Consider the following 22,387-nt stretch of genomic DNA (forward strand, 5'->3'; position numbering starts at 1 on the left):
CATGGCGGTTACTCCTCATCGAGTGGCTCCCGCGAGGGCTTCCTCGGCAGCGTTGCCGAGGGCCTCGGGGAGGTGGATAACGGTGGTGGCAATGGTCCGGGCCGTGCGGTCGACGCCGACGAGCACTCCGCCGGCGTTCTCTTCGGTCCAGGTTTCGAGGACCCCGGCGGGGGTCCGCAGCTTCAGTGCGGCACCTTGGGTGCCGCCTGTCATCTGGTGCAGGACGGTGCCCGGTGTGCGGGCTGCCAGGGTCAGCGCGATGCTGCCGGTGATGGCCAGCGCCGGGTGGGGTCGGCCCATCGAGAGCATCATGACGTTGAGGTCGCTGGCTTCCGCTTCTGCCGGAGACGAACCCGCCGGAGCGGGGGCTGCGGCGACAGCGAGCTTCGGGATGGCCCGCGCCGCGCTGGCGGTGGTGGCGGCCAGGCCCATGCGGACGGCGGCCTGGCGGCGGATCTGGTCCAGGGTGTCGAGCTGGAGTTCGACGCCGGGCAGCCAACTTTCGTAGCGGGCGGGGTCCAGGCCGAGGTCCTCGGCGCGGACGATCACCACGGGGGCGCCGGCGTCCACCATGGATACCGTCCACCGGGTTCCGCCGGCGGTGATGGTGTCCGTGGCCGATCCGGTGGGCAGCAGCGCACCGGTGGTTTTCCCGGCAGGATCCTGGAAGCCGAGCCCCACGCGGTAGCCGGGGAACGGGACGCCCGGCATCTGCGCGTCGGGGACGATGGGCAGGGCGCCGGCGGGGGTGGCTACCCGCTGGACGATGACCTGGCCGGTGTTGGTGTTGCGGGTGACAATCCTGGTGACGTCGCCGCCGGGAACCACCCAGCCCTTTTCGATGGCGTAGAGGCCAACCACGGCGGAACAGTTTCCGCAGTTGCTGCCCCAGTCCACGGCGGCTTCCTCAATGCCAACCTGGGCGAAGGTGAAGTCGACGTCGATGCCCTCGTCGTCGGGACGGTGCAGGATCATGGCCTTGCTGGTGGTGGAGGTTGCCCCGCCAACGCCGTCGATCTGCCGCGAGTCCGGGCTGCCGAATACGCGGGGGAGCAGCGCGTCCAGGCTGGTGCCTTCGCGCAGATGGCCGGCTTCAAACACCCAGCACTTGCTCGTGCCTCCGCGCATCCACTCTGCTTCGATCTTCATTGGTCTTTCACATCTCCTCATTGCCTCGGTTACTGCGAGGGGCCCTGATAAAAGATTGATCCGGATCACAAATTAAGACAATGTTCAATAATTGAAGGGGGATGTAGCATTGCTTCAATCACTGTGGTTGCTGACTCTTTTCGCTGGCTATTGGCCACATACGGCGCAGCTTGCGTCGTTGCTACCGCAGGGATGCCAGTCCGCATGAACCGTTTTAACCAGTTCCGCCAAGGGGTAAAGCAATGCTTCACGATGACGAAGCCCAACTTTTCGATGTACGCCGCCTGGCCGTGTTGCTGGAGGTGGTGGAGCAGGGTTCCATCACGGCGGCGGCGGACCTGATGCTGTATTCGCCGTCCGCGGTGTCCCAACAGCTGCGGAAGCTGGAGCAGGAGGTGGGGCAGCCGCTGCTGACCCGCCGTTCCCGCGGGGTGGTGCCCACCGAGGCGGGGCAGGTGCTGGCCGGCCACGCACGCCAGATCCTGCGCCAGATGAAGGCGGCGCAGTCAGACCTGGACCAGATCGCCGGCCTCAAGCGGGGCGCCCTGACGGTGGGCACGTTCCCCACGCTGGCCGGGTCCTTCCTGCCGATCGTCATCCGTTCCTTCAAGAAGCGGTACCCGGCCATCAGCCTGTCGCTGCGCAGCGCCCGCTTCGACGAGCTCGTGGCAGACCTGCAGTCCGGGGTGACGGGACTGTGCCTGCTGTGGGACTACCCGTGGAACAGGTTCCAGAACGATTCCATTCGGGTCACCGAGGTGTTCCGCGAAAGCACCGTCATCCTGGTGGCGGCCAGCCACCCGCTGGCCGGGAAGGAACAGGTGAGCATGGAGGACCTGCGCAACGAGTCCTGGATTGTCCGCGCGGAGGCACACCCGGTGGTGGAGGTCCTGCAGCGTTCAGCGCACGACGCCGGGTTCGAACCGGCCATCGGGTTCCTCGCCAACGACTACCAGGAAGCCCAGGCCATGGTGAGCGTGGGTATGGGCGTGGCCATGGTGCCCAAAACCGCCGTCGCGCTTCAACACCCCGACGTCCGGGTGCTCAGCCTTGGCGACGAAGCGCCGCTGCGCCGCGTCCTGCTCGCCCAGCGGCAGGACAAGGTCTACGCCCCGGCCGAGGTGGCCTTCCAGACCACACTGCTGGAGATCGCCCGCGAACGGGCCGGCGACTACCTCTAGGTTCCCCTACCCTTGGACCTGTGGGGGTTAAGGACTTATTGAAGAACGACGTGTGGGCCGGGCGGATTTTCTACGGCACCCTGATCGCTGTGGTGCTCGGAGTGTTCGCGTGGCTGGCCGGAGGCAGGATTCTGCAGACCCTGCCGTTCCTCTTGGTGGGCGCGGTGTACGCGTTCGTCATGTACCGCGTGGTCTCGCAATCTGTCAGGGCTTTCGTGGTGATGCAGTGGACCCTCCTGCTGAACTACTTCACCCTGATTTCCATCGATGTGGCGGACCGGCTGGCCGTCCCCGCGTCGGCACCGTGGTTTGTCGGGTTCCTGGTGGGCGGCATCGTCGGCGGGCACGTCTGGTCCGGGCGGGCGGCGGGTGCGGAGTTCCGGCAGTCCCGCAAGCGCGTCCTCAGGGATGACGGCACGTACGACGGCGGATGGCGGCTCGCGCTCATCAACGCGGCCTGCGCGCTGGTGCTCTTGGCGGTAGGAGCGTGGCAACTGCTGCTGCTCTCACCGACGGCGGGCAGCGCCGCCGTTCTGGCCACAGCCATGTTGGCGGGGTGGGCGCTTTTCCGGTTCCCGCCGCCCCTGGGTATCAGGAACGGACTGCTGCTGGCTATTCCGGTGGTCTACATCGCGATGGGCTTCGTAGGTGGTGCCGTCGGCCAGATCGGGATCCCCCACGCGTGGGCCTTCGGCACCCTCGCCGGGATCCTGATCGGCGGGCGGCACTGGATCGGGCCGAAGCTCGGCGCTCCCCGGCCGCCGTTCGTCATCCCCGGCCAACGCCGGCGGAGGGGGAAGCGCCGCCCCAAGGCAAAACAGGCAACGCCGCGCGCGCCGAAGGACCAGTCGGCGGAGTCCGCAGCACGGTAGATGGATCACGGAGGTTCGCCCGATGGCACGAATACCACGGCAGGAAGACGGGCGGCGGCGGCAACCTCACGCCGTCGTCCGTCCGTCTGTGATGTGGAATCGGACCGCGCCCGGAAACTCAGGTGGCCGGCTGGAGCCGCGCCAGGAAATCCTCCGCGAAATGCTTCACGCCGTCCCACTCCGTGTAGACGTAATCGCGGGACGTGTCCGTGTCCGTTGAACCCTGGCTGCTGGCGATCCGCTTCATGATGAGGCGTTTGACGAACCCGTAGTGGGTGTAGGGGATGGCACCGCTGAACAGCCCCACCTGCGCGGGCCGCCACCCGGTTTCGTCCTCGAATTTGCCCACGTAGCCCTCGGCACTTTCGGTGTCGCCGTGCGCCGCCATGCTCACCGAGAACAGCGCGGAGGGCAGCCGCTCCAGGGTTTCGCGGTTCTTCCGGACGAACTCCCCAACGTACTTCTCGTGCTTGCCCACGTGGACGGAGGCACCCACCAGGACAGCGTCATACCCGTCGGGGATGGCTTCGCCGGCGTCCTTGATGTCCGCCGCTGTGGCGTCATGGCCGTGTGCCTGGAACACGTCCGCGATGAACTCGGCGATCTTTGCCGTCTGCCCCTCGGTGGTTCCGTAGGGAATGTAGATCCTGCTCATCGCTGGCCTCCTCGGGATGGCGTGCCTGTCGAAGCCACTCTGCCAAGCCCTTCCCCGCAGGCGTAGGGCCGAACGTCCCCGGCGCGCACAGCTTTCCGGAACGTGCCAATGAAACGGAAGCGGACGACGCCGGGATGTACCCGCCGCCGTCCGCTTCCGTAGGTTCCGCTAGGGCCGTGCAGGTGTCAGTGCCAGAGCCCCAGGGCGAACTCGGCGATCACCGTGGAGAGGAGGAAGGAGGCCGTGATGGCCACCAGGCCCACCGGGATGATCTTCCAGCCGATGTTCTTCAGCAGCGGGATGTCCTTGCCGAGGGACAGGCCGGCCAACGTGAGCATCACGGTGGCGATGGACAGGAAGTCAACGGTCTTGACGGCGGCGTTGAGCGGTTCGGCCCCGAAGAACCACGGGCTGGAGATGTAGGCGCCGATGGTGGTGATGAACACGATGGCCGAGATTTTCCGGGTCAGCTTCGCCAGCACGATGCTGACCAGCACCAGCGCCAGCATCACGGCGTAGCCGCCCACAATGCTGAGGCTGAAGCCCTTGGCCGCCACCGACGCCGTGCCGATGCCGAGGACCGTCAGCACGGACAGCGAAAGCCACAGCGGCAGCTTGATCGCCGCGGACGATTCGGCCACGCGCTCCCGGAACAGCCGGTTTTCCTCGGCCTGTGCTGCCTCACGCTCAAGGTCTGCGGCGCTGGGCCCGGCCGTGGTTCCGGCGGCACCGGCAGCCACTGCCTGCCGGGTTTCCTGCTTGCGGGTCAGCGCCCGGTAGAACTTGTCCGCCAGCGGCAGCGCAATGTAGATGCCCACGTAGACGCCCAGCACGGTGGTGATCAGGTTGGAAACGGCGGCCATGCCCAGCACTGCTTCCTGGTCGCCCGGGTAGGCGGCGGTGATGCTCGCCACCGAGGCAGCCATCATGGAACCCGAGCCCACGCCGGCGCCCATGGCGAGGGCCAGCGGATCGAAGATCTTCCAGTTGGCCACCAGCGAGGTCAGCAGCGTAATGAACACGGCGCCGAACAGCGTCCCGAACACGTACATGGCCAGCACGCCGCGGTACTGGTCCGAGTCCGGCCCGTACTTCTCGGACACCATGGCGAAGGACGGTTCGCGGTCCAGCGAGAACGTGGCACCCACGGTGGCTTTGCCCATGCGCAGCAGCACGGCCAGGGGCAGCGCCAGCACGATGGTGCCCAGCAGGTGGCCCACTTCCTGCAGCAGCAGCGCGGGGCCCGCCTTCAGCATGGTGGGCAGGCTGGGGCCGATGTTGAACGCCAGCCGCGCCACCAGCAGCAGCACCGCCACGCCCACCAGGGCCGCGGCCACCCGCTGCAGGTCGATGCCCAGCGGCTTGAACTTCTGGACCGAGACCAGCAGGCCGAGGATCAGGCCCCACACCATGGGGAAGATGATGATGGCGCCGATTCCAAGATCGATCTTGGCCTGCCCAATGAACTGGACGGTCAGGGCGATGACGAACGCCAGGGCGGCGATGGGGATGGTCAGCCTGGTGCCGGCAGTGTCCGTCCGGGCTGTTTTGGCAGTGCTCATGATGCGCCTTCCTGGGTGACAGCTTCCTGGGGGGAAGTACGACGGCGGTACGCCGCCTGGGTGAAGCGTTCGCGTTGGTTGGGGGTTGAGGCAGCGGCGGCGACGGTCCAGGCCAGGGCGGTGCCTGCCTCGAACATCACCCCGTATGCAGGGGGAGTGTCCGCCAGGGCGGCGAACGCATGCGAATGGATGGGGACGTCCGCACCGGGAATGCTCAGCCACGGGTGCAGGGACGGGATGACCTGGGAAATGTTCCCCATGTCCGTGGACCCGCCGCTGAGGCCCGAAGACCGGGACGTGTCCTTGCCGAACGCGTCCATCGCCGAGGTCCAATGCGCTGCGAGGTCGTCATCCTGGAGCAGCGGTTCGTACAGAGGCTCGGTGTCCTCATACTCCAGCGTGGTTCCGGTGGCGATCGCGGCGCCCTCGAAGCAGCGGCGGACGCGTTCCAGCAGGGCGCGGAACTCCGGCAGGGTGAACGCACGGCACTCGAACTCCACCACTGCCTTCTCCGGGATGATGTTGGTGACGTGCCCGGCCTCGGCCACGAAGCAGGCGATCCGGTGGTCTGACGGGATCTGCTGGCGGAGCAGGCCGATGGCCACCTGGCTGAGGACCGCAGCGTCGGCAGCGTTCACGCCCTGGTGCGGTGCAGCTGCTGCGTGGGCCGCCTTGCCGGTGAACGTGGCCTTGTACCGGCCCACGGCCTGGGCACTGGTCCCGGCCGGGTTGTAGGTCAGCCCGTCCTGGACGGGGTGGACCATCAAAGCCAGCCCCACGCCGTCGAACGCTCCCCGCTCCAGCATCAGCGCCTTGCCCCCGCCGTGCTCCTCCGCCGGCGTGCCGATGGCCTTGAGCGTGATGCCCAGTTCGTCCACGTACGGCTGGAGAGCCAGTGCCGCCGCCACCGAAGCTCCGGCGATCAGGTTGTGCCCGCACGCGTGGCCGATGCCCGGCAATGCGTCGTACTCCACGCACAGTGCGACGGTGAGCTCGCCGCTGCCGGCGCTCGCGGTGAAGGCCGTGGGCAGCCCGGAGGTGCCGCGCTCCACGGTGAAGCCGCCCTCCTCCAGCAGCGCGCTGATGGCCTCCGCTGACTGGACTTCCTCGAAGGAGATTTCCTTGTAGCCGTGGATATTCCGGGCCAGTTCCTCCACCTTGGGCTTCCAGCGTTCGACGCCGTCCGCCAGGGCCGCGCGCAGGGCGTCCGCCGCCGGGGTCGTGGCAGTACCAGTTGAGTCAGTGCCGGTAGTTTTTGTGCTCGTGGGCTCGGTGCCGGCTGTGTCGGTGGTTTCCATGGGGCCTCCTAGTAGGACAGGGACGGGAACGGGGAGCCTGCCGCACGGGTGGGTACCCAGATGGCCTTGGCCTGCGTGTACTCGTCCAGCACGCCCGGGCCCGAGGAACGGCCGTGGCCGGAGTCGCCGAAGCCGCCGAACGGCACCGCCACGTGGATGGTCTTGTAGGCGTTGATCCAGAACGTGCCGGCCTTGACCTCACGGGCCACGTGGTGGGCGCGGGACACGTCCGAGGTCCACACCGCGCCGGCCAGGCCGAAGTTGGTGTTGTTGGCGCGGGCGATGGCCTCGGCTTCGGTATCGAACGCATCGGCGCCCACCACCGGGCCGAAGACCTCAGTGGTTTCCAGCCGGTTACCCGGGGTGACGCCGTCCAGGAGCGTGGGCATCACCCAGTGGCCGCCCTTGAGCGCCGAGCCGCTCAACGACTCCGGCAACGTTGCCTGCGTGAGGCGACGGCCGCCGTCGTCCATTCCCGCCTCGATCAGGCGGCTGACCGTGGCGAACTGCTGCGCCGTGATGATGGGGCCCACCTCCGTGTCTTCGCTGAGGGGATCGCCCACGCGGAGCAACGCGGCCTTCGCCGCCACCATTTCCACGAACCGGGCGTGCACGCTGCGTTCCACCAGGAGCCGGGACCCGGCCACGCAGGACTGGCCGGCGCCGGAGAAGATGGCGGAAATGGCGCCGTCCGCGGCCCGCTCCAGGTCGGCGTCGGCGAACACGATGTTGGCGCTCTTGCCGCCGAGTTCCAGCAGCGCCGGGATGCCCGCCTGGGCTGCGGCCACTGCAACCCTGCGGCCTGTGGGGACGGAACCGATGAAGCTGACCTTGCCCACGCGACGGTCCGTGGTGAGGGCTGCGCCCACGGTCTGCCCGAGGCCGGCGGCCACGTTGAAGACGCCCTCCGGAAGGCCTGCCTCGTGGGCGATCTGGGCCAGCCGGACGGACGACGCCGGGGTGAACTCGCTGGGCTTGATGATCACGGCGTTGCCCGCGGCCAGGGGTGCGGCGGAGTTCCAGCCGGCCGTGAACATGGGTGCGTTCCACGGCGTGATGGCCACCACGACGCCCCACGGCACGCGCTCGGTGTACGTGTGCCAGTTGCCCGGGACGGGGATGGTCTGGCCGGTGAGCTTGTCCGCCCAGCCGGCGTAATAGCCGAACATTTCCGCCACCTTGGCGGCCTCCACGCGGGCGTCCCGGATGGGCTTTCCCGTGGTGGCGGATTCCAGGATGGCCAGTTCCTCGGCGTGCTGCTCCACCGCGCGGCTGACGTTGCGGAGTATGGCGGCCCGCTCGAAACCGTTCAGTGCGCCCCACACTTTGGCGCCCGCCGTCGAACTTTCCAGGATGGCGTTGGCACCTTCGGCGCCGGGGTCCGCGTAGGTGGCGAAGGGTTCGCCCGTGGCGGCGGCGGTGAGGGTGATGGCGTCGCCGCTGCCGGTGGCGACGCGTCCCGCGACGAAGGCGCCGAGGCCGTTGGGGAAGGTGGCGTCCAGGACTGCCTTGGCGGTGGCCGCCGAGGAGGATGTTGGTGCTGTGGTGCTGCTCAAGATGCTGTGTCCTTACGGGCTTTTGGGGCGGTTGGCTTTGGGGCTTGGGCTTTGGGGCCGGAGGGATGGTCTTTCAGGCGGCGATTCAGGCCGCTGGGGACGTGGCGTCCGGGGTTGCTGCGCTTGCTTTTGTGCCTGTTCCAGCGCTTGTGCCTGTGGCTGGTGCACCGGCGGGGGTGATGGCGGGTGCCACGGTGCGGGCAATCTCGGTGAAGTCGGCTTTGGGGCCGAGCACTGCCAGGGCGTCCTGCCACTGGTTGGCCACCGTTGCCAGCAGGGCCGGTTTCTCCCCGATCTGCTTTGCGATGTCCACGGCGAGGGACGCGTCCCGGGCCATCAGGCCCATGGAGAAGCCGGAATCGTGGGTGCCGGTGAGCACCCAGTTGGGGTACATGTTGGCCGAGACCTTGCTGCCGCCGGACGCGCCGCTGATGCTGGCGGCCGCCGTCGCGGGATCGATGCCGTAGGCCTTGGCCACGCCCAGCGCCTCACCCACGGAGGCGAGGTTTGCGGCTGCCAGGACGTTGTTGAGGAGTTTGACCACGTTGCCGCTGCCCGGCCCGCCGATGTGGCTGTAGTTCCCGCCGGTAAGGGCGAGCAGGACCGGCTCTGCGGCCGCCAGGGCGGCGCCCGTGGCACCGACAAACGCGCTCAGCATGCCTGTTGCGGCGCCGTCGCGGCCTCCGGATACGGGAGCATCGATGAAGGCGGCACCCTGCGCTTCGGCGAGCCCGGCCATGTGCTTGCTGGTGGCCGGCTCGGAGGTGGTGGTGTCCACGATTGCCACGGTGCCCGGGGCCGCGAGGAGCTGAGGCACCGTGGTTTCCACAATGCTGGCCGCGGGGAGGGAGAGCACTGCGTAGGGTGTTCCGGCCACGGCGGCGAGGTTGTCAGTGGTGTTGATGCCGATGCTTGCTGCTGCCTCGCGGGCCGCGTCCGAGGGGTCGAAGCCGGTGACCTCCCAGCCGGCTTTGTGCAGGGTGGCGGCCATGGCTCCGCCCATGGCGCCGAGGCCGATGACGGCGATGCGGCGGTTTTGTGGCTCGTTCATGCGGTACTCCTGAGTGCCTGTGGCGGTTGGTGGTTGCTGGTGCGGATCTTCCCGGTGCTTGCCGGGCGTTGCCGCGAACCTGCGGTTGTTTAGTTCGGGGTGTTTAGTCCAGGTAGATGTCCAGGTCTTTCCAGAGCTGCTGGGTGCGGCGGATGGTGGCCCGGCTGCGTTCCGGGTGGGCGGCTTCCATGCCGGCGAGGAGGCCGTAGACCAGGGAGTTGGCGGCGGTGACGGATTGGAAGAAGGAGATGCCTTCGGAGGCGACCACCAGCAGGTGGTCGGCGGCGGTGGCCAGGCGGCCGCGGCGCAGGTCGCTGATGGCGATGACGGTGGCACCGGCCTGCTTGGCGGCCTCGGCGGCGATGATGATGTGTTTCACCGAGCGCCACATGTTGATGACCACCAGCACATCGCCGGGGCCCAGGCTGTTGGTGCTGGAGGCGAGGTGGACGCCGGCGCGGTTTTCCAGCGAGATGGGGTAACCCATGGTGGAGCCGAGGTGGGCCATAACGCCCGCCGGTCCGGCGAACGAGCCGATCCCGACGACGGTGATGGACTTGGCAGCGGCCATCGCCGCTATAGCCGCCTCGGCTTCCTCGGAGGTGTTGGAATCCAGCGTCAGGCGCAGGTTTTCGATGTCGTGCGTGATGGCCTCGCGGAGCGGGCTGCGGTGTTCGCCGTGTTCGGTGAGGGTGTCCTCGGTGGAGATCATCACGAGGTAGCGGGAGCGGAGTTCGCGCTGCAGGTCCGGCCAGCCGCGGTAGCCGAGGTGCTGCGCCGTGCGAACCACGGAGGAATTGTTCACGTCCGCGCGCTGGGCGATTTCGGCGATGTCCGCGTAGGAGGAGAGCTGCGGGTTGCGGGTGATGATCTCCACCACGCGGCTCTGGGCCTTGGTGAGCGGGACATCCGGCAGCGCATCGCCCAGCCAGGCGCCAGACGAGGTGCCAGCCTCGCCGGCTTCTCCCGCTGCGGCCTTCTCGCTGATGGCGTTGGTGTTCAAGGTGTACCCGTCCTGTAACGGTGGTTTGTTCTGCTGGCCTGTAACGCAGGGTTGTGCTGTAGATCACTCTGCAAACCTGATTGCACCAAATCTACTCTGCAATTTTGTTTGCGGCTAGGTGTTTTCGTTTCGGGAATGTAAAACCTTGGCCATTGCGCAACGGCGCGACGTTGTGCGACGATTCCGGTGATCGTGACACGACCGCAGGAGGTGAGACCCATGAACGCTGTATCCGTAATGGGTGCTCCCCGGCAGTCCACGATCACGCGGCTGAGCTAGCCGCCGCCGGGAGCGCCCCACCAGGCAATTCGCGAAAGGCGACTCCCATGTCTTCACCTTCTTCCTTCCCTTTTGATGCTGTTCCTTCGAGCCATTTCTCGGACGCTTCGGCGCCCACTTCCGCACCTCCTTTAACTGCGTCTGCTGTGGCGGGCACTGATGCCACACCCCGGATGCCCGGGTCCGGTGAACGGGCTTTGGTCCTGGGCGGCGGCGGATCTACCGGCAACGCGTGGCTGATCGGCGTCATGGCCGGTTTGTCCGAGGCTGGGCTGGATGTCACCGACGCCGACCTCGTCATCGGGACATCGGCCGGCTCGACGGCGGCGGCCCAAATCTCAGGCGCGACCCCGGCTGAGCTGCTGGCCGCAATCCTGGACGCTCCGCCCCAAAGCCGCAGGCCGGCGTCGGACGCGGTACCTGCGGATCCGGCGGCACCCGGACCGTCGGCAGGCGGTGCAACTTCCGGAACGGTGTATGCCGGTTCCCGGCTTCAGTCCGGTGCTGCCGGCTCGGGTTCAGGCTCCCAGCGGCCGTCGCCCGCCGGTGGAGCGGTGAACCACCTGGAACGAACGGGCAGGATCATCGCGGCGTCCGTGGACGCGGCCGACATGCGCCGCAAAATTGGCGCCGCGGCGCTGGACCTGGCTGCAGACTACGACCCTTCAGACCGCTGGCGGGCCACCGTGGCAGCGCGGCTGCCGCATCAGCTGTGGCCGGACCGGTACACGCTCATCACGGCGGTGGATGCCCGCACCGGCCACCCCGTCGTGTTCGACCGCGAGAGCGGGGTGGACCTCGTGGACGCCGTGGCAGCCAGCTGCGCCAGCGGGTTCGCGTACAGCTCCGGCGGGGGTGCCTATATCGACGGCGGCTACCGGGCCAACGCCGAGAATGCCGACCTGGCATCGGGATATGCCCGCGTGCTCGTCCTGTCCCCGTTTGGCGGCCGGTCGCGGACGCCCGCTGACTGGGGGATGCATCTCGCGTCGCAGGTCAGAGGGTTGCGCGCCGGCGGCAGCAGGGTGGAAACGGTCTTCCCGGACAGCGCTTCTGAGCAGCTGTTCGGCGCCAATGCGATGGATGTGTCGCTGCGGCCGGCCGCTGCCCGCGCTGGATATCAGCAGGGACTGGGCCTCGCCGAGGAACTTGTCGAATTCTGGCGCTGAATCTCTGGAAAAGGTTCAGGTTGAGTTTTTCGCGGTGCAAAAACAGTGGGTGGTCCTGGTTTTCCATGACCCAATTTGTGCTATTTCTGGAGAATCCGGAAAGCCAAGGCGACGTCGGTCTTTTTCTGTAACCCGACGCTTACAGGAAAAGACCTGGCAGTCGCCTTTCGGTGGAAAGATGTCAGCCGGGTTGACCGCCTTGGTCACGCCAGTATGCCCGTTGTTGCAGGGATGCGCTCCGACGGCGGGTGCTTCCCGGCAGGACTGGCATAAAAATAAAAAGTGGGTATGGTATCGGTTAACGCAAGCACAGAAAGGCGTGATTCCGATGTCCGGAAAATCCCCCAAAGGCGGCGCCGCGAAAAAAGCGGGCAAGTCGATTCTTGAAAAACGGGCCGATAAAAAGGCCAGGCACGAACACAGTGAACTGAATTTCGCCAAGCCGCGCAAGAACCAGCGCTAAAAGCCCGCGGGCGGCTGGATGGGGAACTCCTAGCCCCGTCCGGCCGCCCGCGTCACTGTGCAGCAACTGCCCTCCGGCGCCCGGACCCGATGCCTACCCCTCCCTACGGCTTTCCGGCGCACATTGCTGCGCAGTGGCTTACGGCCTACGTTGCGCAGCGATCGGCAAAAGGCACTCCGCACACATCGCCAGCAATCAGCGGTCAGCGGACGGACGAAAGACACACGAGTCATGAACAGCCTCCTCAATGCCCTGGTGATTCCTGCCAGGCTCACCCACCCCGTCCACATCCGGCCCTTGCAGTTGGACGCCGCTTCACAGCAGCGCGTAGCGGCAGGGGAAGTTACAGTGCTTGCCGGACATGACTGGCACGCTTACCTGACCAATGAGTCGGGCCGGATCTTCCACAATGTTCGGGCCGAAGTCCTTCTCCGGGAAGCCGGATTGGACGTGGCGAGCACTATCCACGGGTCGGTCACGTTCCTCGGCCACGCAGAACCGTGGGAGGAAGCAGATGCTCCCCGGCACCTGATCAGGCTGGCCGAGCAGCTGTTCGATATGCCGCTCGCCGCCTAGGTGGGCAGCCCACTCAAAATGTCAGACCCTCCTGCCATGCTTCAGTTATGGAAACCGGAGCGGTCACAGATGTGGGAGGCAAGGCCACGGTGGCCGCTGCCGTTGCATCGGTGGCCGGGTTGGTTGATGAACTGGCGCGTGTTGTGCGTGGTCCCATGGCGGCACCAGGCAATCACAGCTGCGACGACACCGACCACAGCAATAGCACCGGCTGTGTTGTACGCGGCAATGGCGCCGGCCAGCATCTATGGGACGTCAACGCCGGTGGTGATGCGCACAGCCATGGAGCCGGTCGAAGTGACGCCCCCATCTCTGCTGATCCGTTGGGGGAGTTGGCCGAGTCGTGCTTGGCAGGGCTGGAAGTGCTGGCACGGGTCGAAGCTGCCGCGGCGGCCGCCAAGGTCCGGCTGGTAGCCGCGTACGCTGAGGCGTCAGCCCAGATCGAGGGCCCGGCCGCCGATTCTTATGAGGCCTCCGCGCGTGAGAAATCCCTGGTGGCTGAGGTCGCATGTGTGCTGACCGTCGGCGAGCGGGCGGCTTCCGCCCTGTTGGGTGAAGCGCACGCGCTGACGAACTCTTTGCCTGCGGCGTTGGACGAGCTGCAGGCGGGCGCCATCTCCTGGCAGCACGCGCGGATTCTCGCGGATGAAACAGCGGGCCTGGAACCTGACGGCGTCAAAGCATTGGAAACGCACTTCTTTGATCCCGACGCGCCCCATGCTGCCCGTGGTGCCGCTCCAGGGGAGCTGGTGCCGTCTCGCTTCCGCAGGAAGGTCCGGGCCTGGCGCGAGCGCCAGTATCCCGATTCGCTGGAGTTGCGGCGGGCCATGAGCATGGCGGACCGGCGCATGGAGTACCGACCCTTGGCTGACGGGATGGCCCAGATCTGCCTCATACTTCCCGGTGAGACCGCCTGCGCAATCTGGAACAAAGCCACAGCTATCGCGCGCGGTTTGCAGAACCCCGATGACCCGCGCACATTGAGCCAGCGTCGGGTAGACGCCAGCGCCAACCTTCTCCTTGGCTGTACCGGACAGGATCTGGAAAAGCTCCCGGCGCCCAAGGCTGACGTGCTGGTCACAGTCCCGGTGTTCTCACTGTTTGGCGCCACGGACGAGCCGGGCGAGGTGGACGGTTACGGGCCTGTCCCGGCATCGGTGGCGCGGAGGATCGTTGCCGAGGGGGCCGGGTCGTTTTACCGGGTTCTGGTGGACCCCCAGGACGGGGCGCCGCTGGAGATCGGCAGGACGAACTACCGGCTCCCCGAAAGTTTGAAGCGTTGGTTGAGGATGCGGGATGGCAAATGCACCTTCCCGGGCTGCTGCAACCACACGCAGGACAACGAGAACGACCATCTCATCGCTTGGCAGCACGGCGGGGCAACGGGAATCAGTAATTTGGCACAGTTGTGCCCCAAACACCACAGGCTCAAGCATCAAAGCCCTTGGACACCTACTCCGGCCAGCAGGATTGAACCGCCGGGCTGGACCTCACCTAGCGGGCGCCACTATCCGGCGGAACAGCCGGACTGGGTGCCACCACGGCTGCCGCTCGCGCTGCTTGCCGGGGTTTCGAACATGCCTCCAAACATTGACGGCGGAACTCCCGATGAAGTTGGCGGTGCCGCCGGGGATGTCAGCCCGCTGGAGGATGCCCTCATTGCGTACCTCGCTGCCTAGCTCTTCCAGCTAAACGTCATTCGGAAGTCGCCGGAACGCGCTCCCGCGAATTTCGGGGGCCGCTCTACGCAGTCGTTGCTCGGAATGCCACTATCGCTTCGCTGAGCTACGGGCGCACCCGAAAACAGCCTCAAGGCATAAGCCCATCCCCAATCGGGCACCGAATACTCTGTTAGTCCAGAGTTCGGAGAGCGCCCTTTCAAGCGCATGGGGGCTGAGGCTTTGGAGAACCAGAAGGGATGACCACAATAGCCGGCGGCGGAACTCACCATCCGTTTCCCTTTATATAAAGTAGGGGTGCGTTGGCTACTGGCGTCTCTTGCAGTCAGTGTTGGCTGCGCGTAACGTCCGCAGCATAAGGTTTGTTGTTGGAGGCCGCCATGCGTGTGCTGCTACGCCATTTCATCTCCATGACATCAGTCTTGGCCGTCTGCTTCGGCCTGTCGGCGTGCACCCCCGCCGAGGCGCCATCCCCCGCACCGTCTACGGAGGCCCGCACGGCGCCAGCGTTGCCCACGATCCCACCGCTACCGGCCAGCGGCGACATCGATGCCGGTAAATACGTCGTCACCAGCTTCGCCGAGAATTTCGAGATCACCGTCCCAGATGGCTGGGTGAGTGAAGACGGCGACGGACTGCGTAAGGACGACCCGGATCACCCGGGTGATAGGGCGGTCTTCGTGGGCTGGTGGCACTCCGACCATGTGCCGAGGGACGCATGCGCGTGGCAGGGCGCGCTCGTCGAGGTCGATCCGTCGGCTAAGGCGTTCGTCGACGCGTTGACGGCGCAGACGTCAACGGCGAGCACCCCTCCCGCCGAGGTCGTGGTGGGCGATTACTCCGGCGTCGAATTCGACCTCTCCGTCGAGGGCGACGTGGACATCAAAGCCTGCGACAACGGCCAGTTTTGCGTTCACTCAGAACATTCGAACCTATGCACCCGCTGGTACTCAAGCGTCGCTGAGCGCGAAACCTACCGGGTGGTCAACCTGCACGGCCAGCGCGCTATGTTCTGGATGGTCCAATTCCACGAATCGATCAATCCGGAGCTGACACGAGAGGCACGAGCCGTCTTCGACTCGATCGTGTTCAAGCTCCGACAAGTGACCAGCTGATGCAGTAGCACTCCCTAAACGTCGAAAGATAAAGGATCCCCAAACGGGCGCTTGAAGCGTCCGGTGGGCCACGGGTTTATGGGACCAAACGCCTGCTCTGCGATCTTCTGGACATCCCGCTTTAGCGCGGGGATGACGGCAACTCCCTGTGGGAGAGTTACTGCATGCGCTTGCTCGTGATATTCGGTCCACCCGCCGTCGGTAAGATGACCGTCGGACGCGAGGTCGCTCGGCAAAGCGATTTTCGCTTGTTCCATAACCACGCGCTTATCGAGCCCCTACTTGAGGTGTTCAACTACGGGACACCGCCGTTCAATCGGCTACTTGCCGATTGGCGGGAGGGGGTCGTCGAGGAAGCTGCCCTTTCAGACACCGACTTGCTGTTCACATTTGTCTGGGGCCTTGAGCTGCAGACAGACGCCGACGAGCTTAGGAAATACATCCGCCCTTATGTCGAAAAGGGTGCAGAGGTAGCGTTCGTGGAACTGGCGGCAGATCTGGATACGCGGCTACAACGGAATCGAACTGAGCTGCGACTGGCTGAGAAGCGATCGAAGAGAAACGTGGAGTGGTCTGACATGAATGTTCGCGAAATGGAGCGATTTCTCATGAATACCGACCTCGATGCCAGTTTGGACCAGTCTCTGCCAGCAACCGTCCTCCTGGCTGAACACCGGCATATGCGGCTGGACAACGGCAGCCTCGCACCGCAGGAGGCAGCAGCTCGGATTCTTGCCTGGTTGGACAGCTTCCCAACACTCCCCTCGTAGCTGGCGGCAAAGCCTGGTCGGAGATGGCGCGGCGAACCGTGCTACGCATAAGCAGCATCCGTTTCTTAGGATCACCGCGCATTCCTGACCGTCCGTCAAGAGAGGTCTTTCACCGGGCGCTCGACCCGCTTGTGCTCTGGTTAGCACCTGTGTCGCCCGTGAAGTCCTTTACAGCGGGATACCCAGGCGCCCATGCTGAGGGCGCCACGATTACCTGTAGGCGTTGCAACTTGGGGGATAAAAATGCAGTTGGAAAAGTCGACGTACTCCAGGCAACGGAACGCCTACAGGAATTCGTTCCCACTGGCCGCGTTGGTTGCTATTCCTTTTGCGCTGCTGCTGTGCGGTTTGTCAGCGATGGTCGAAAAGTGAGCCATTTCGCGGGCTGAAAACTGAGCCACTTTGACGCTGGTTATTCTGCCGTATTTTCCGGTCTTGTCGAGGGCAGCGAATCGACCTGGGTGTGTTTGAGGCGGTAGCTGGAGCCTTTGAGGGTGATGACTTCGGCGTGGTGGACGATGCGGTCGATCATGGCCGAGGCGACAACCTGATCGCCGAAGACGTCTCCCCAGCGGGCGAAGGGCAGGTTCGAGGTCAGGATCAGCGAGGCGTGCTCGTATCGTGATGAGACCAGTTGGAAGAACAGGTTCGCGGCGTCCTGTTCGAACGGGATGTAGCCGACTTCGTCCACGATGATCAGGCCGTAGCGGCGCAGCTTCACCAGTTCCTGGGGCAGCCGGCCGTTCTGGTGGGCTGCCTGGAGCCGGGCGACCCAGTCGATGGCGGTGGCGAACAGGACCCGGTGACCGAGCTGGGTGGCCTGCAAGCCCAGGCCGGTGGCGAGGTGGGTTTTGCCGGTGCCGGGCGGTCCGAGCAGGACGATGTTGGACGCTTCGGTGAGGAACGCGCCCGTGGCCAGGTGCGCGATGGTGTCGCGTTTGAGGCCGGGCTGGTGATCGAAGTTGAAGTCCTCGAGTGATTTCCGGGCCGGGAAACCAGCTGCCCGGGCCCTGATCTCGGCGCCGGATGCTTCCCGTGCTGCGACTTCCCGGGACAGCACAGCGGCGAGGTATTCCTCGTGCGTCCAGCCTCCTTCACGGGCCTGGTCCGCGAGCCGGGGTGCTGCTTCACGGATCCGGGGTGCTTTCATCGCCCGGGCGTAGTATTCGATCTGGCCGATGGTTTCCTTGGCGGCCGGCATCAGGCAACCTGCCCGTCATCGAGGACAACCCCGAACGCCCGGTCGTAGTCCGCCAGGTCCCTCAGCCCGGTTGTTTCGCCCACCGGGTGCGGGGTTTGGAAGGCCTTCCGCAGTGCCCTTGCCGCCTCGACGTGGTCCGGATCGGTGATGGTCAGACCGGCGCTCCAAGACCGGGAGTGGGTGCCGACCGGCCTGCCGTCCAGGCTGATCGTGACAGTTTCGAGGTCGGCGGTGACGTCGACGAACCGGCCGATGGCCTGCGGGTGGACGGAGTAGTCGTTGGATCCCATCCGGACGTAGTAGTCCCTCGGGAGCCGAACCCTTGAGGTGAAGCCGGTGACCGGCGGAACCGGTGGCAGCGCCAGCATGGCCGCTTTGTCCGCAGGGAGCAGGTCCGTCGGGCGGGCGCCTGTCCTCCTGACCAGCCGGGCGTTGGCCTTCGGCAGCCACTGGCCGAGCTGATTGTTGAAGTCCTCCGGAGAGGCGAAGACCCGGCCCGGCAGGAAGGAAGTCTCCAGGAACTGGTTGGCCCGCTCCACCACGCCCTTGCTTTCCGGGTCGTAGGGTTTGACCTGCACGATCCGGGTGGCCAAGACCCCGGCGAATGCCGCGACTCCGGCGGCGTAGCTGTTCCGCCGGCCGATGCCGGTTTCGTTGTCCCAGATCAGCCGCCGCGGAACCGCACCCAGGGCCCCGAGCAGCTCCCACATTCCGGCCAGCAGGTCCCCGGTCATGCGGGACGGGATCATCCGGGCCATGATGAACCGTGAATGCGAGGACACCATCACCAGGACCGGCAACACCCTGGCCTTGCCTGCACCGACAGGTATCCGCACCTCCGGGAACCACAGATCACACTGCGCCTGATCCCCGGGATCGTAAGAGATCCGGTCAGCAGGATCAGCAGGGGCATACTCGGGCCGGATCCTGGCAACGTTCTCCCGGAACCAGGCCGCAGACCCCGACCAGCCCACCCGTTCAGCCAACACCGTCGCCGGCATCCGCGGGTTCTCCAGCAGCAGCGCACGGATTGCGGGTTCCACAGCCTTAATCCCGGAGTCCTGCGGCGCACGAACATATGTTGGCGGACCCTCAGCGCTGACTGCCTTCGCAACCGTGTTCCTGGAGATCCCTAACCGCGCAGCTATCGACCTCATCGACTCACCCTCGGCCAGATGCAACCGCCGAATAAGCGCCCAATCCTCCACTGTGATCACCCACCCAATCGTTTGGAACAGGTGGCTCAGTTTTCAACCGTCACAATGGCTCACTTTTCAACCGTCACCGACACGGTTGCCTGGCATACGCTCCCGAGACTTCGTCAAACGCTACTACGCCGGTCCAGACCAGAGTCAGTCAGGCTGCTGCACCCCCTGACTCCATTCCGAACGCAGCCCACAGCCCGGACAAGACTGCAGACTTCAAGATGGCCAAAAAGAATGCGCCTTGGTGGGGCTATATAAAGTCCGTAACCGAGATTGAGCCAGGCAGGATTAGCGTGGAAACCAGTCTTATGCGCCCTCGCGATACAGAAGGTAGCGAAGAGGTTAAGAGCGCGATTGATATCTGCCAATCGGTTGTTGCTCTTTTCGGCCCAAGGCACGTCTCCGTCTTGGAAGATGACGGCACGAACTTCGTTCTGTTCGGGCACCCCTCAGTATCTGGGCGTTCTTGCGCTGAGGTCTGACTGTTGACGCCAGCCGAATTGTCGGCCAACGGATTTCTTGGGAGCTTACTGGCGGAGCGAATCGGAGAGTTGGGTTCCTCTGGCAGAATCGGCTCCCGTATGCGGCCATACGGTCACGCCTGATTTGTGCCGTCGATCAGACAGGTGTGTCTTCACGCCTATCTGGCTAGGGCTCAACTCGACATCCTGTCCGCGAGTCGGAGCATCGTTCTTGCACGAATTATGAAGAGGGCGCTGACGGGGAGGGTGATTATTCCTGCAACCAACAGACTGGCATGGGTGGCCGTCGACGGACACCCCGCCGAACTGTCTTCGCCCTCACAGGAAACGCCGGGTTGCAAAAAACCGAAAACGACCAAAGATATCGCAGTGCAAAACAACAATGCTCCGGCGGCTCCCCAAACCCAGACCTTCATAAGATTATCAAACCATGTGAGTATGGGCCGCCTGGCCCTCCGCTCGTCCACACTTTGGTCATACGCCAGCAATCAGTGTCACGGTCTGCACCAATCTTCAACGCCTTGCCGCAGCCCTGCGGAATAGGAGGGCAACCACAACAGCGACCACAGCCCCGACGATCAACGCTTGGATCACCCCAATAACTTGCCAGAGCAACGCCCACGGCACAAAGCCAGCGAGAAAAATGCTCAGCGACCTAAAGACCTTGTTCGGCATCCCCATGTCTGGAAAGTAACAGAATGCTCGGTGATAAGGCAGTCAGGAGGGCGGACGAGACAGCGGCCTGAGCGCGGTGCGTTCGGCTCACCCATGCCTAACGCCTGCATTTCGTACAACTAGAGCGCGTGCCCGCTGCAGCAAAGGTTAGAGGCGCAGCTCCATGAAGGCGCTGTTCGGGTCCAGGACGTAGTTGGCAAAAGGCGGACACTCCGTGAAACCGTGGCGCGCGTAAAGGCGCCGGGCCGGAGCGAAGTAATCCTCGGTTCCGGTCTCCAGGCAGACGCGCTCGAGATCCTGGGATCGGGCGTGGTCGATGATGTGCTTGAGCATGAGGGTAGCCACACCACGCCCACGAGCCGCCGCGGCCGTGCGCATGGACTTGATTTCGCCGAGCCGGCCAGCAACGTGAAGTTCGGTTCCGTGAACTGCGGCGCTGCGGGGTTCTGAGCTATCGAGTGTGGGCCCGGGTTCGGGATCAAGAAGCTTGAGGGCGCCGCAGCCCAACAACTGGCCGTCCTCGCGCGCAGTCCAGAAGGCGATCGAGGGCACGGACAGTGCCGAGTGGTCCAGCGCGTGCACGCTCTCGGCAGGCGAGGTGGCGAACATGTCCGCCAGATGCTCGCTCAGGAGCCGGTGGACATCACCGCGTACGGGATTGTCCCGGTCAACATGGATCATTCACTCAAATTTACCGGCACTTGCTGCGCGTCCGGTCCGGGCAGTCACCAGCCGGACCCAAGCCCTGTCTGGATGCTTATATCGGGCAGGTAGGTACGAAAGGCCGTAGTCGCGGCGGCCCAGCAGGTCCACCATGGCCGTATGAACACTGAAGCACCGGCTGCGGTGAACCTTAACCTGCCCCAGCAATTCCTGCTGCTGGCTACCAACGACAAAGACGGAAAGCCTGAAGTGCCGCTGTTCGCGCTCAGGACCACAGTGGCCGGTGCAATCCTGGCCGAGCTGGACCTGGCCGGCGCAATCGAGCTGCAGGGCAAGCACGTCCGGGCCACAGGATCAGCCGCCAGGAACGACCTTGCAACTGACCTGGAACTGATCCGCGGCAAGTCCCGCCCCCACACTCCCGCACGCTGGGTTTCCATCATGGAAGGCCGCGCCCAGGTTCATCGGATCTACGAGGGCATGGCGGCCCTCGGCATAGTGGAACACGTGGGGGAGCGGCACCTGGCACGCTTCCGGCCGGTACGTTATCCGGAAAAAGACCATGAGCCGGAGTTCGCACTCCTCGAAAGGATCGGGTCAACGCTCAGCGGAGCGACGCCCACAACCGTGGTGCCGGACTCACCGGCTGACGGCGCAGCGGAGGAGCCAGCGGCCCAATCCAACAATTCAGCAACCGCCGCGCAGAAGACGAGGATTTTGGCCCTCATCGCACTGCTTGAGGCGGCAGGGTTGCTGCACAAGCTGTTCCCGGACGCCGACAGGAACTGGGCGAGCGGTCTCGCCAAGGAGTACTGGCCGGCGCGGGCCGTCGAGGACGAGCTGCGGCTGATCCGGCTGGCGGAGGAGGAAACCGCCATGCTCTAGGAGCCGGAGGATGGCACCGCGGAGCAAAAGTCGAGCAACGGCGCGCGTACGACCACCGGCTGAGCTCTCAGATGTGGGGCGGCTGGCATTGCAGCCTGCTGCAAGAAGGCGGCGGTAGTTTAGCCGCCGCTCTTGTCGATAACGCAGAACCGGTTTCCGTCGGGATCCTCCAGGACGATGAAGTCCGGGTCCTCCGGGTAGAGATCCCAGTCCACGCGCCGGGCGCCAATCGAGACGAGGCGCTCCACCTCGGCCCCCTGGTCCTCCGCATACAGGTCAAGATGGATCCGCGGGCGGTCCTGCACGGGGGTTTCGCTCAGCATGAGCGAGAGCAACGCGCCAGGGCCCGACGGCGGCGCGAGGGTTACCCACGTGTCGTCACCGGGTTCCCGCGGGACATAGCCCAGGGCTGAGTGCCAGAATTCGGTAGCGGCGGCGACGTTGTTGACGCCGAGGACGATGGTGCCGATGGTCAACATCCGCCCAGCCTAGACCCGTCCCGTGCAGGCTGTCAGGGTCTCGGGGCCAGCTTTTCTCGCCGATGGGACAAACACGGCACCGCTAGACTCGCCTCCATGGGGGAGCACAACACACCTGAAGACCGCCTGCCGTCCAAACGCACCAAGTGGCGTGCCGCCGTCGTACCTTCGCTGGCCGTTGCTGCGGTGCTGGCGGGAATCCTGATCGCGTGGCTGAACCGGAACGCTTCATTCACTTTCGCCTACGCGCCGAACAGTAACCGGCCGTTCACCGGCATCGGCGCGGACCTCATCACCGAGGGAACACAGGCGGGCCTGGCCATCGCCGTCGTGGGCCTGCTGGTGCTGGCGTTCTGGGCCGGTTTCAGGATGGGCCGGCGGCCCGCCCGCAGCTGATTCCGCCGCTAGCCCATTCCGCC

The 22,387-nt window shown here is 65.3% G+C and carries 20 protein-coding genes and 1 pseudogene; 10 read left to right on the top strand and 11 right to left on the bottom strand.

Features of this window, described 5'->3' with window-relative positions:
• Positions 1–15: 15 nt before the first annotated feature.
• A complete protein-coding gene (locus QE394_RS12445) occupies positions 16–1,149 on the bottom strand; it encodes a PrpF domain-containing protein (RefSeq protein ID WP_349034662.1) in 1,134 nt (377 codons plus the stop codon).
• Between the two features lie 242 nt (positions 1,150–1,391).
• Here QE394_RS12445 and QE394_RS12450 point away from each other — a divergent pair, with 242 nt between their 5' ends.
• Positions 1,392–2,330 carry a LysR substrate-binding domain-containing protein gene (locus tag QE394_RS12450; RefSeq protein ID WP_349034663.1) on the top strand — a complete coding sequence of 313 codons (939 nt, stop codon included), beginning with the start codon at positions 1,392–1,394 and terminating at the stop codon, positions 2,328–2,330.
• Between the two features lie 20 nt (positions 2,331–2,350).
• Positions 2,351–3,202: a hypothetical protein gene (locus tag QE394_RS12455; RefSeq protein ID WP_349034664.1), complete on the top strand. Its 852-nt coding sequence runs from the start codon at positions 2,351–2,353 to the stop codon at positions 3,200–3,202.
• A 118-nt stretch (positions 3,203–3,320) separates the two neighbouring features.
• On the opposite strand, the gene QE394_RS12460 is transcribed toward QE394_RS12455, so the two are convergent.
• The 6 genes and pseudogenes from QE394_RS12460 to QE394_RS12485 all read right to left on the bottom strand — a co-directional run bounded on the left by QE394_RS12460 (position 3,321) and on the right by QE394_RS12485 (position 10,327).
• A complete protein-coding gene (locus tag QE394_RS12460; protein WP_349034665.1) occupies positions 3,321–3,857 on the bottom strand; it encodes a flavodoxin domain-containing protein in 537 nt (178 codons plus the stop codon).
• Between the two features lie 185 nt (positions 3,858–4,042).
• Positions 4,043–5,419: a DUF3100 domain-containing protein gene (locus QE394_RS12465; RefSeq protein WP_349034666.1), complete on the bottom strand. Its 1,377-nt coding sequence runs from the start codon at positions 5,417–5,419 to the stop codon at positions 4,043–4,045.
• On the bottom strand, positions 5,416–6,717 hold the full coding sequence (locus tag QE394_RS12470) for a M20 family metallopeptidase (RefSeq protein ID WP_349034667.1): 1,302 nt from the start codon (positions 6,715–6,717) through the stop codon (positions 5,416–5,418). Before QE394_RS12470 ends, QE394_RS12465 begins: the two co-directional genes overlap by 4 nt.
• 8 nt (positions 6,718–6,725) lie before the next feature.
• Positions 6,726–8,273 (bottom strand): aldehyde dehydrogenase family protein, encoded by a 1,548-nt coding sequence (locus tag QE394_RS12475; RefSeq protein WP_349034668.1) that lies wholly within the window; start codon positions 8,271–8,273, stop codon positions 6,726–6,728.
• Between the two features lie 85 nt (positions 8,274–8,358).
• Positions 8,359–9,330: pseudogene (locus QE394_RS12480) on the bottom strand (NAD(P)-dependent oxidoreductase); the annotation flags it as partial.
• 97 nt (positions 9,331–9,427) lie between these two features.
• Positions 9,428–10,327 carry a MurR/RpiR family transcriptional regulator gene (locus QE394_RS12485; RefSeq protein WP_056077891.1) on the bottom strand — a complete coding sequence of 300 codons (900 nt, stop codon included), beginning with the start codon at positions 10,325–10,327 and terminating at the stop codon, positions 9,428–9,430.
• 452 nt (positions 10,328–10,779) lie between these two features.
• On the opposite strand from QE394_RS12485, the gene QE394_RS12490 reads away from it, so the two are divergent.
• The 6 genes from QE394_RS12490 (at position 10,780) to QE394_RS12515 (ending at position 16,378) form a co-directional block, all read left to right on the top strand.
• On the top strand, positions 10,780–11,775 hold the full coding sequence (locus QE394_RS12490; protein ID WP_349035407.1) for a patatin-like phospholipase family protein: 996 nt from the start codon (positions 10,780–10,782) through the stop codon (positions 11,773–11,775).
• Positions 11,756–12,238, top strand: coding sequence for a hypothetical protein (locus tag QE394_RS12495; RefSeq protein ID WP_349035446.1), 483 nt, complete (start codon positions 11,756–11,758; stop codon positions 12,236–12,238). Before QE394_RS12490 ends, QE394_RS12495 begins: the two co-directional genes overlap by 20 nt.
• Before the next feature lie 231 nt (positions 12,239–12,469).
• Positions 12,470–12,814, top strand: coding sequence for a hypothetical protein (locus tag QE394_RS12500; RefSeq protein ID WP_349034669.1), 345 nt, complete (start codon positions 12,470–12,472; stop codon positions 12,812–12,814).
• Between the two features lie 47 nt (positions 12,815–12,861).
• A complete protein-coding gene (locus QE394_RS12505; RefSeq protein WP_349034670.1) occupies positions 12,862–14,493 on the top strand; it encodes a DUF222 domain-containing protein in 1,632 nt (543 codons plus the stop codon).
• A gap of 368 nt (positions 14,494–14,861) precedes the next feature.
• Positions 14,862–15,608, top strand: a complete 747-nt coding sequence (locus QE394_RS12510; protein WP_349034671.1) for a hypothetical protein — start codon at positions 14,862–14,864, stop codon at positions 15,606–15,608.
• Between the two features lie 164 nt (positions 15,609–15,772).
• On the top strand, positions 15,773–16,378 hold the full coding sequence (locus QE394_RS12515; protein ID WP_349034672.1) for a hypothetical protein: 606 nt from the start codon (positions 15,773–15,775) through the stop codon (positions 16,376–16,378).
• A gap of 412 nt (positions 16,379–16,790) precedes the next feature.
• On the opposite strand, the gene istB is transcribed toward QE394_RS12515, so the two are convergent.
• The 3 genes from istB to QE394_RS12530 form a co-directional block, all read right to left on the bottom strand.
• Positions 16,791–17,579 (bottom strand): IS21-like element helper ATPase IstB, encoded by a 789-nt coding sequence (gene istB, locus QE394_RS12520; RefSeq protein ID WP_349034321.1) that lies wholly within the window; start codon positions 17,577–17,579, stop codon positions 16,791–16,793.
• The gene (gene istA, locus QE394_RS12525; RefSeq protein WP_349034322.1) at positions 17,579–18,796 is read right to left on the bottom strand and encodes an IS21 family transposase; all 1,218 of its coding nucleotides are present in this window, start codon (positions 18,794–18,796) and stop codon (positions 17,579–17,581) included. Before istA ends, istB begins: the two co-directional genes overlap by 1 nt.
• A 1,292-nt stretch (positions 18,797–20,088) precedes the next feature.
• Complete coding sequence (locus tag QE394_RS12530; protein ID WP_349034673.1) at positions 20,089–20,622, bottom strand: GNAT family N-acetyltransferase; 534 nt, start codon at positions 20,620–20,622, stop codon at positions 20,089–20,091.
• Between the two features lie 141 nt (positions 20,623–20,763).
• Between QE394_RS12530 and QE394_RS12535 the strand changes: the two genes are divergently transcribed.
• Positions 20,764–21,489 (top strand): GPP34 family phosphoprotein, encoded by a 726-nt coding sequence (locus tag QE394_RS12535; protein ID WP_349034674.1) that lies wholly within the window; start codon positions 20,764–20,766, stop codon positions 21,487–21,489.
• Positions 21,490–21,608: 119 nt separating this feature from the next.
• On the opposite strand, the gene QE394_RS12540 is transcribed toward QE394_RS12535, so the two are convergent.
• Positions 21,609–21,968, bottom strand: a complete 360-nt coding sequence (locus tag QE394_RS12540; protein WP_261620907.1) for a VOC family protein — start codon at positions 21,966–21,968, stop codon at positions 21,609–21,611.
• Positions 21,969–22,064: 96 nt separating this feature from the next.
• On the opposite strand from QE394_RS12540, the gene QE394_RS12545 reads away from it, so the two are divergent.
• Positions 22,065–22,364 (top strand): hypothetical protein, encoded by a 300-nt coding sequence (locus QE394_RS12545; RefSeq protein WP_349034675.1) that lies wholly within the window; start codon positions 22,065–22,067, stop codon positions 22,362–22,364.
• The last annotated feature ends 23 nt before the right edge of the window (positions 22,365–22,387 follow it).

Source organism: Pseudarthrobacter sp. SORGH_AS 212, from assembly GCF_030818145.1.
Taxonomy (GTDB): Bacteria; Actinomycetota; Actinomycetes; order Actinomycetales; family Micrococcaceae; genus Arthrobacter.

Bases quoted from the DNA above. Each gene is read 5' to 3' on its own strand.
- QE394_RS12445 (WP_349034662.1), bottom strand. From the start codon at position 1,149: ATGAAGATCGAAGCAGAGTGGATGCGCGGAGGCACGAGCAAGTGCTGG.
- QE394_RS12450 (WP_349034663.1), top strand. From the start codon at position 1,392: ATGCTTCACGATGACGAAGCCCAACTTTTCGATGTACGCCGCCTGGCC.
- QE394_RS12460 (WP_349034665.1), bottom strand. From the start codon at position 3,857: ATGAGCAGGATCTACATTCCCTACGGAACCACCGAGGGGCAGACGGCA.
- QE394_RS12465 (WP_349034666.1), bottom strand. From the start codon at position 5,419: ATGAGCACTGCCAAAACAGCCCGGACGGACACTGCCGGCACCAGGCTG.
- QE394_RS12470 (WP_349034667.1), bottom strand. From the start codon at position 6,717: ATGGAAACCACCGACACAGCCGGCACCGAGCCCACGAGCACAAAAACT.
- QE394_RS12490 (WP_349035407.1), top strand. From the start codon at position 10,780: ATGCCCGGGTCCGGTGAACGGGCTTTGGTCCTGGGCGGCGGCGGATCT.
- QE394_RS12500 (WP_349034669.1), top strand. From the start codon at position 12,470: ATGAACAGCCTCCTCAATGCCCTGGTGATTCCTGCCAGGCTCACCCAC.
- QE394_RS12505 (WP_349034670.1), top strand. From the start codon at position 12,862: ATGGAAACCGGAGCGGTCACAGATGTGGGAGGCAAGGCCACGGTGGCC.
- QE394_RS12515 (WP_349034672.1), top strand. From the start codon at position 15,773: ATGCGCTTGCTCGTGATATTCGGTCCACCCGCCGTCGGTAAGATGACC.
- istB (WP_349034321.1), bottom strand. From the start codon at position 17,579: ATGCCGGCCGCCAAGGAAACCATCGGCCAGATCGAATACTACGCCCGG.
- QE394_RS12530 (WP_349034673.1), bottom strand. From the start codon at position 20,622: ATGATCCATGTTGACCGGGACAATCCCGTACGCGGTGATGTCCACCGG.
- QE394_RS12535 (WP_349034674.1), top strand. From the start codon at position 20,764: ATGAACACTGAAGCACCGGCTGCGGTGAACCTTAACCTGCCCCAGCAA.
- QE394_RS12540 (WP_261620907.1), bottom strand. From the start codon at position 21,968: ATGTTGACCATCGGCACCATCGTCCTCGGCGTCAACAACGTCGCCGCC.
- QE394_RS12545 (WP_349034675.1), top strand. From the start codon at position 22,065: ATGGGGGAGCACAACACACCTGAAGACCGCCTGCCGTCCAAACGCACC.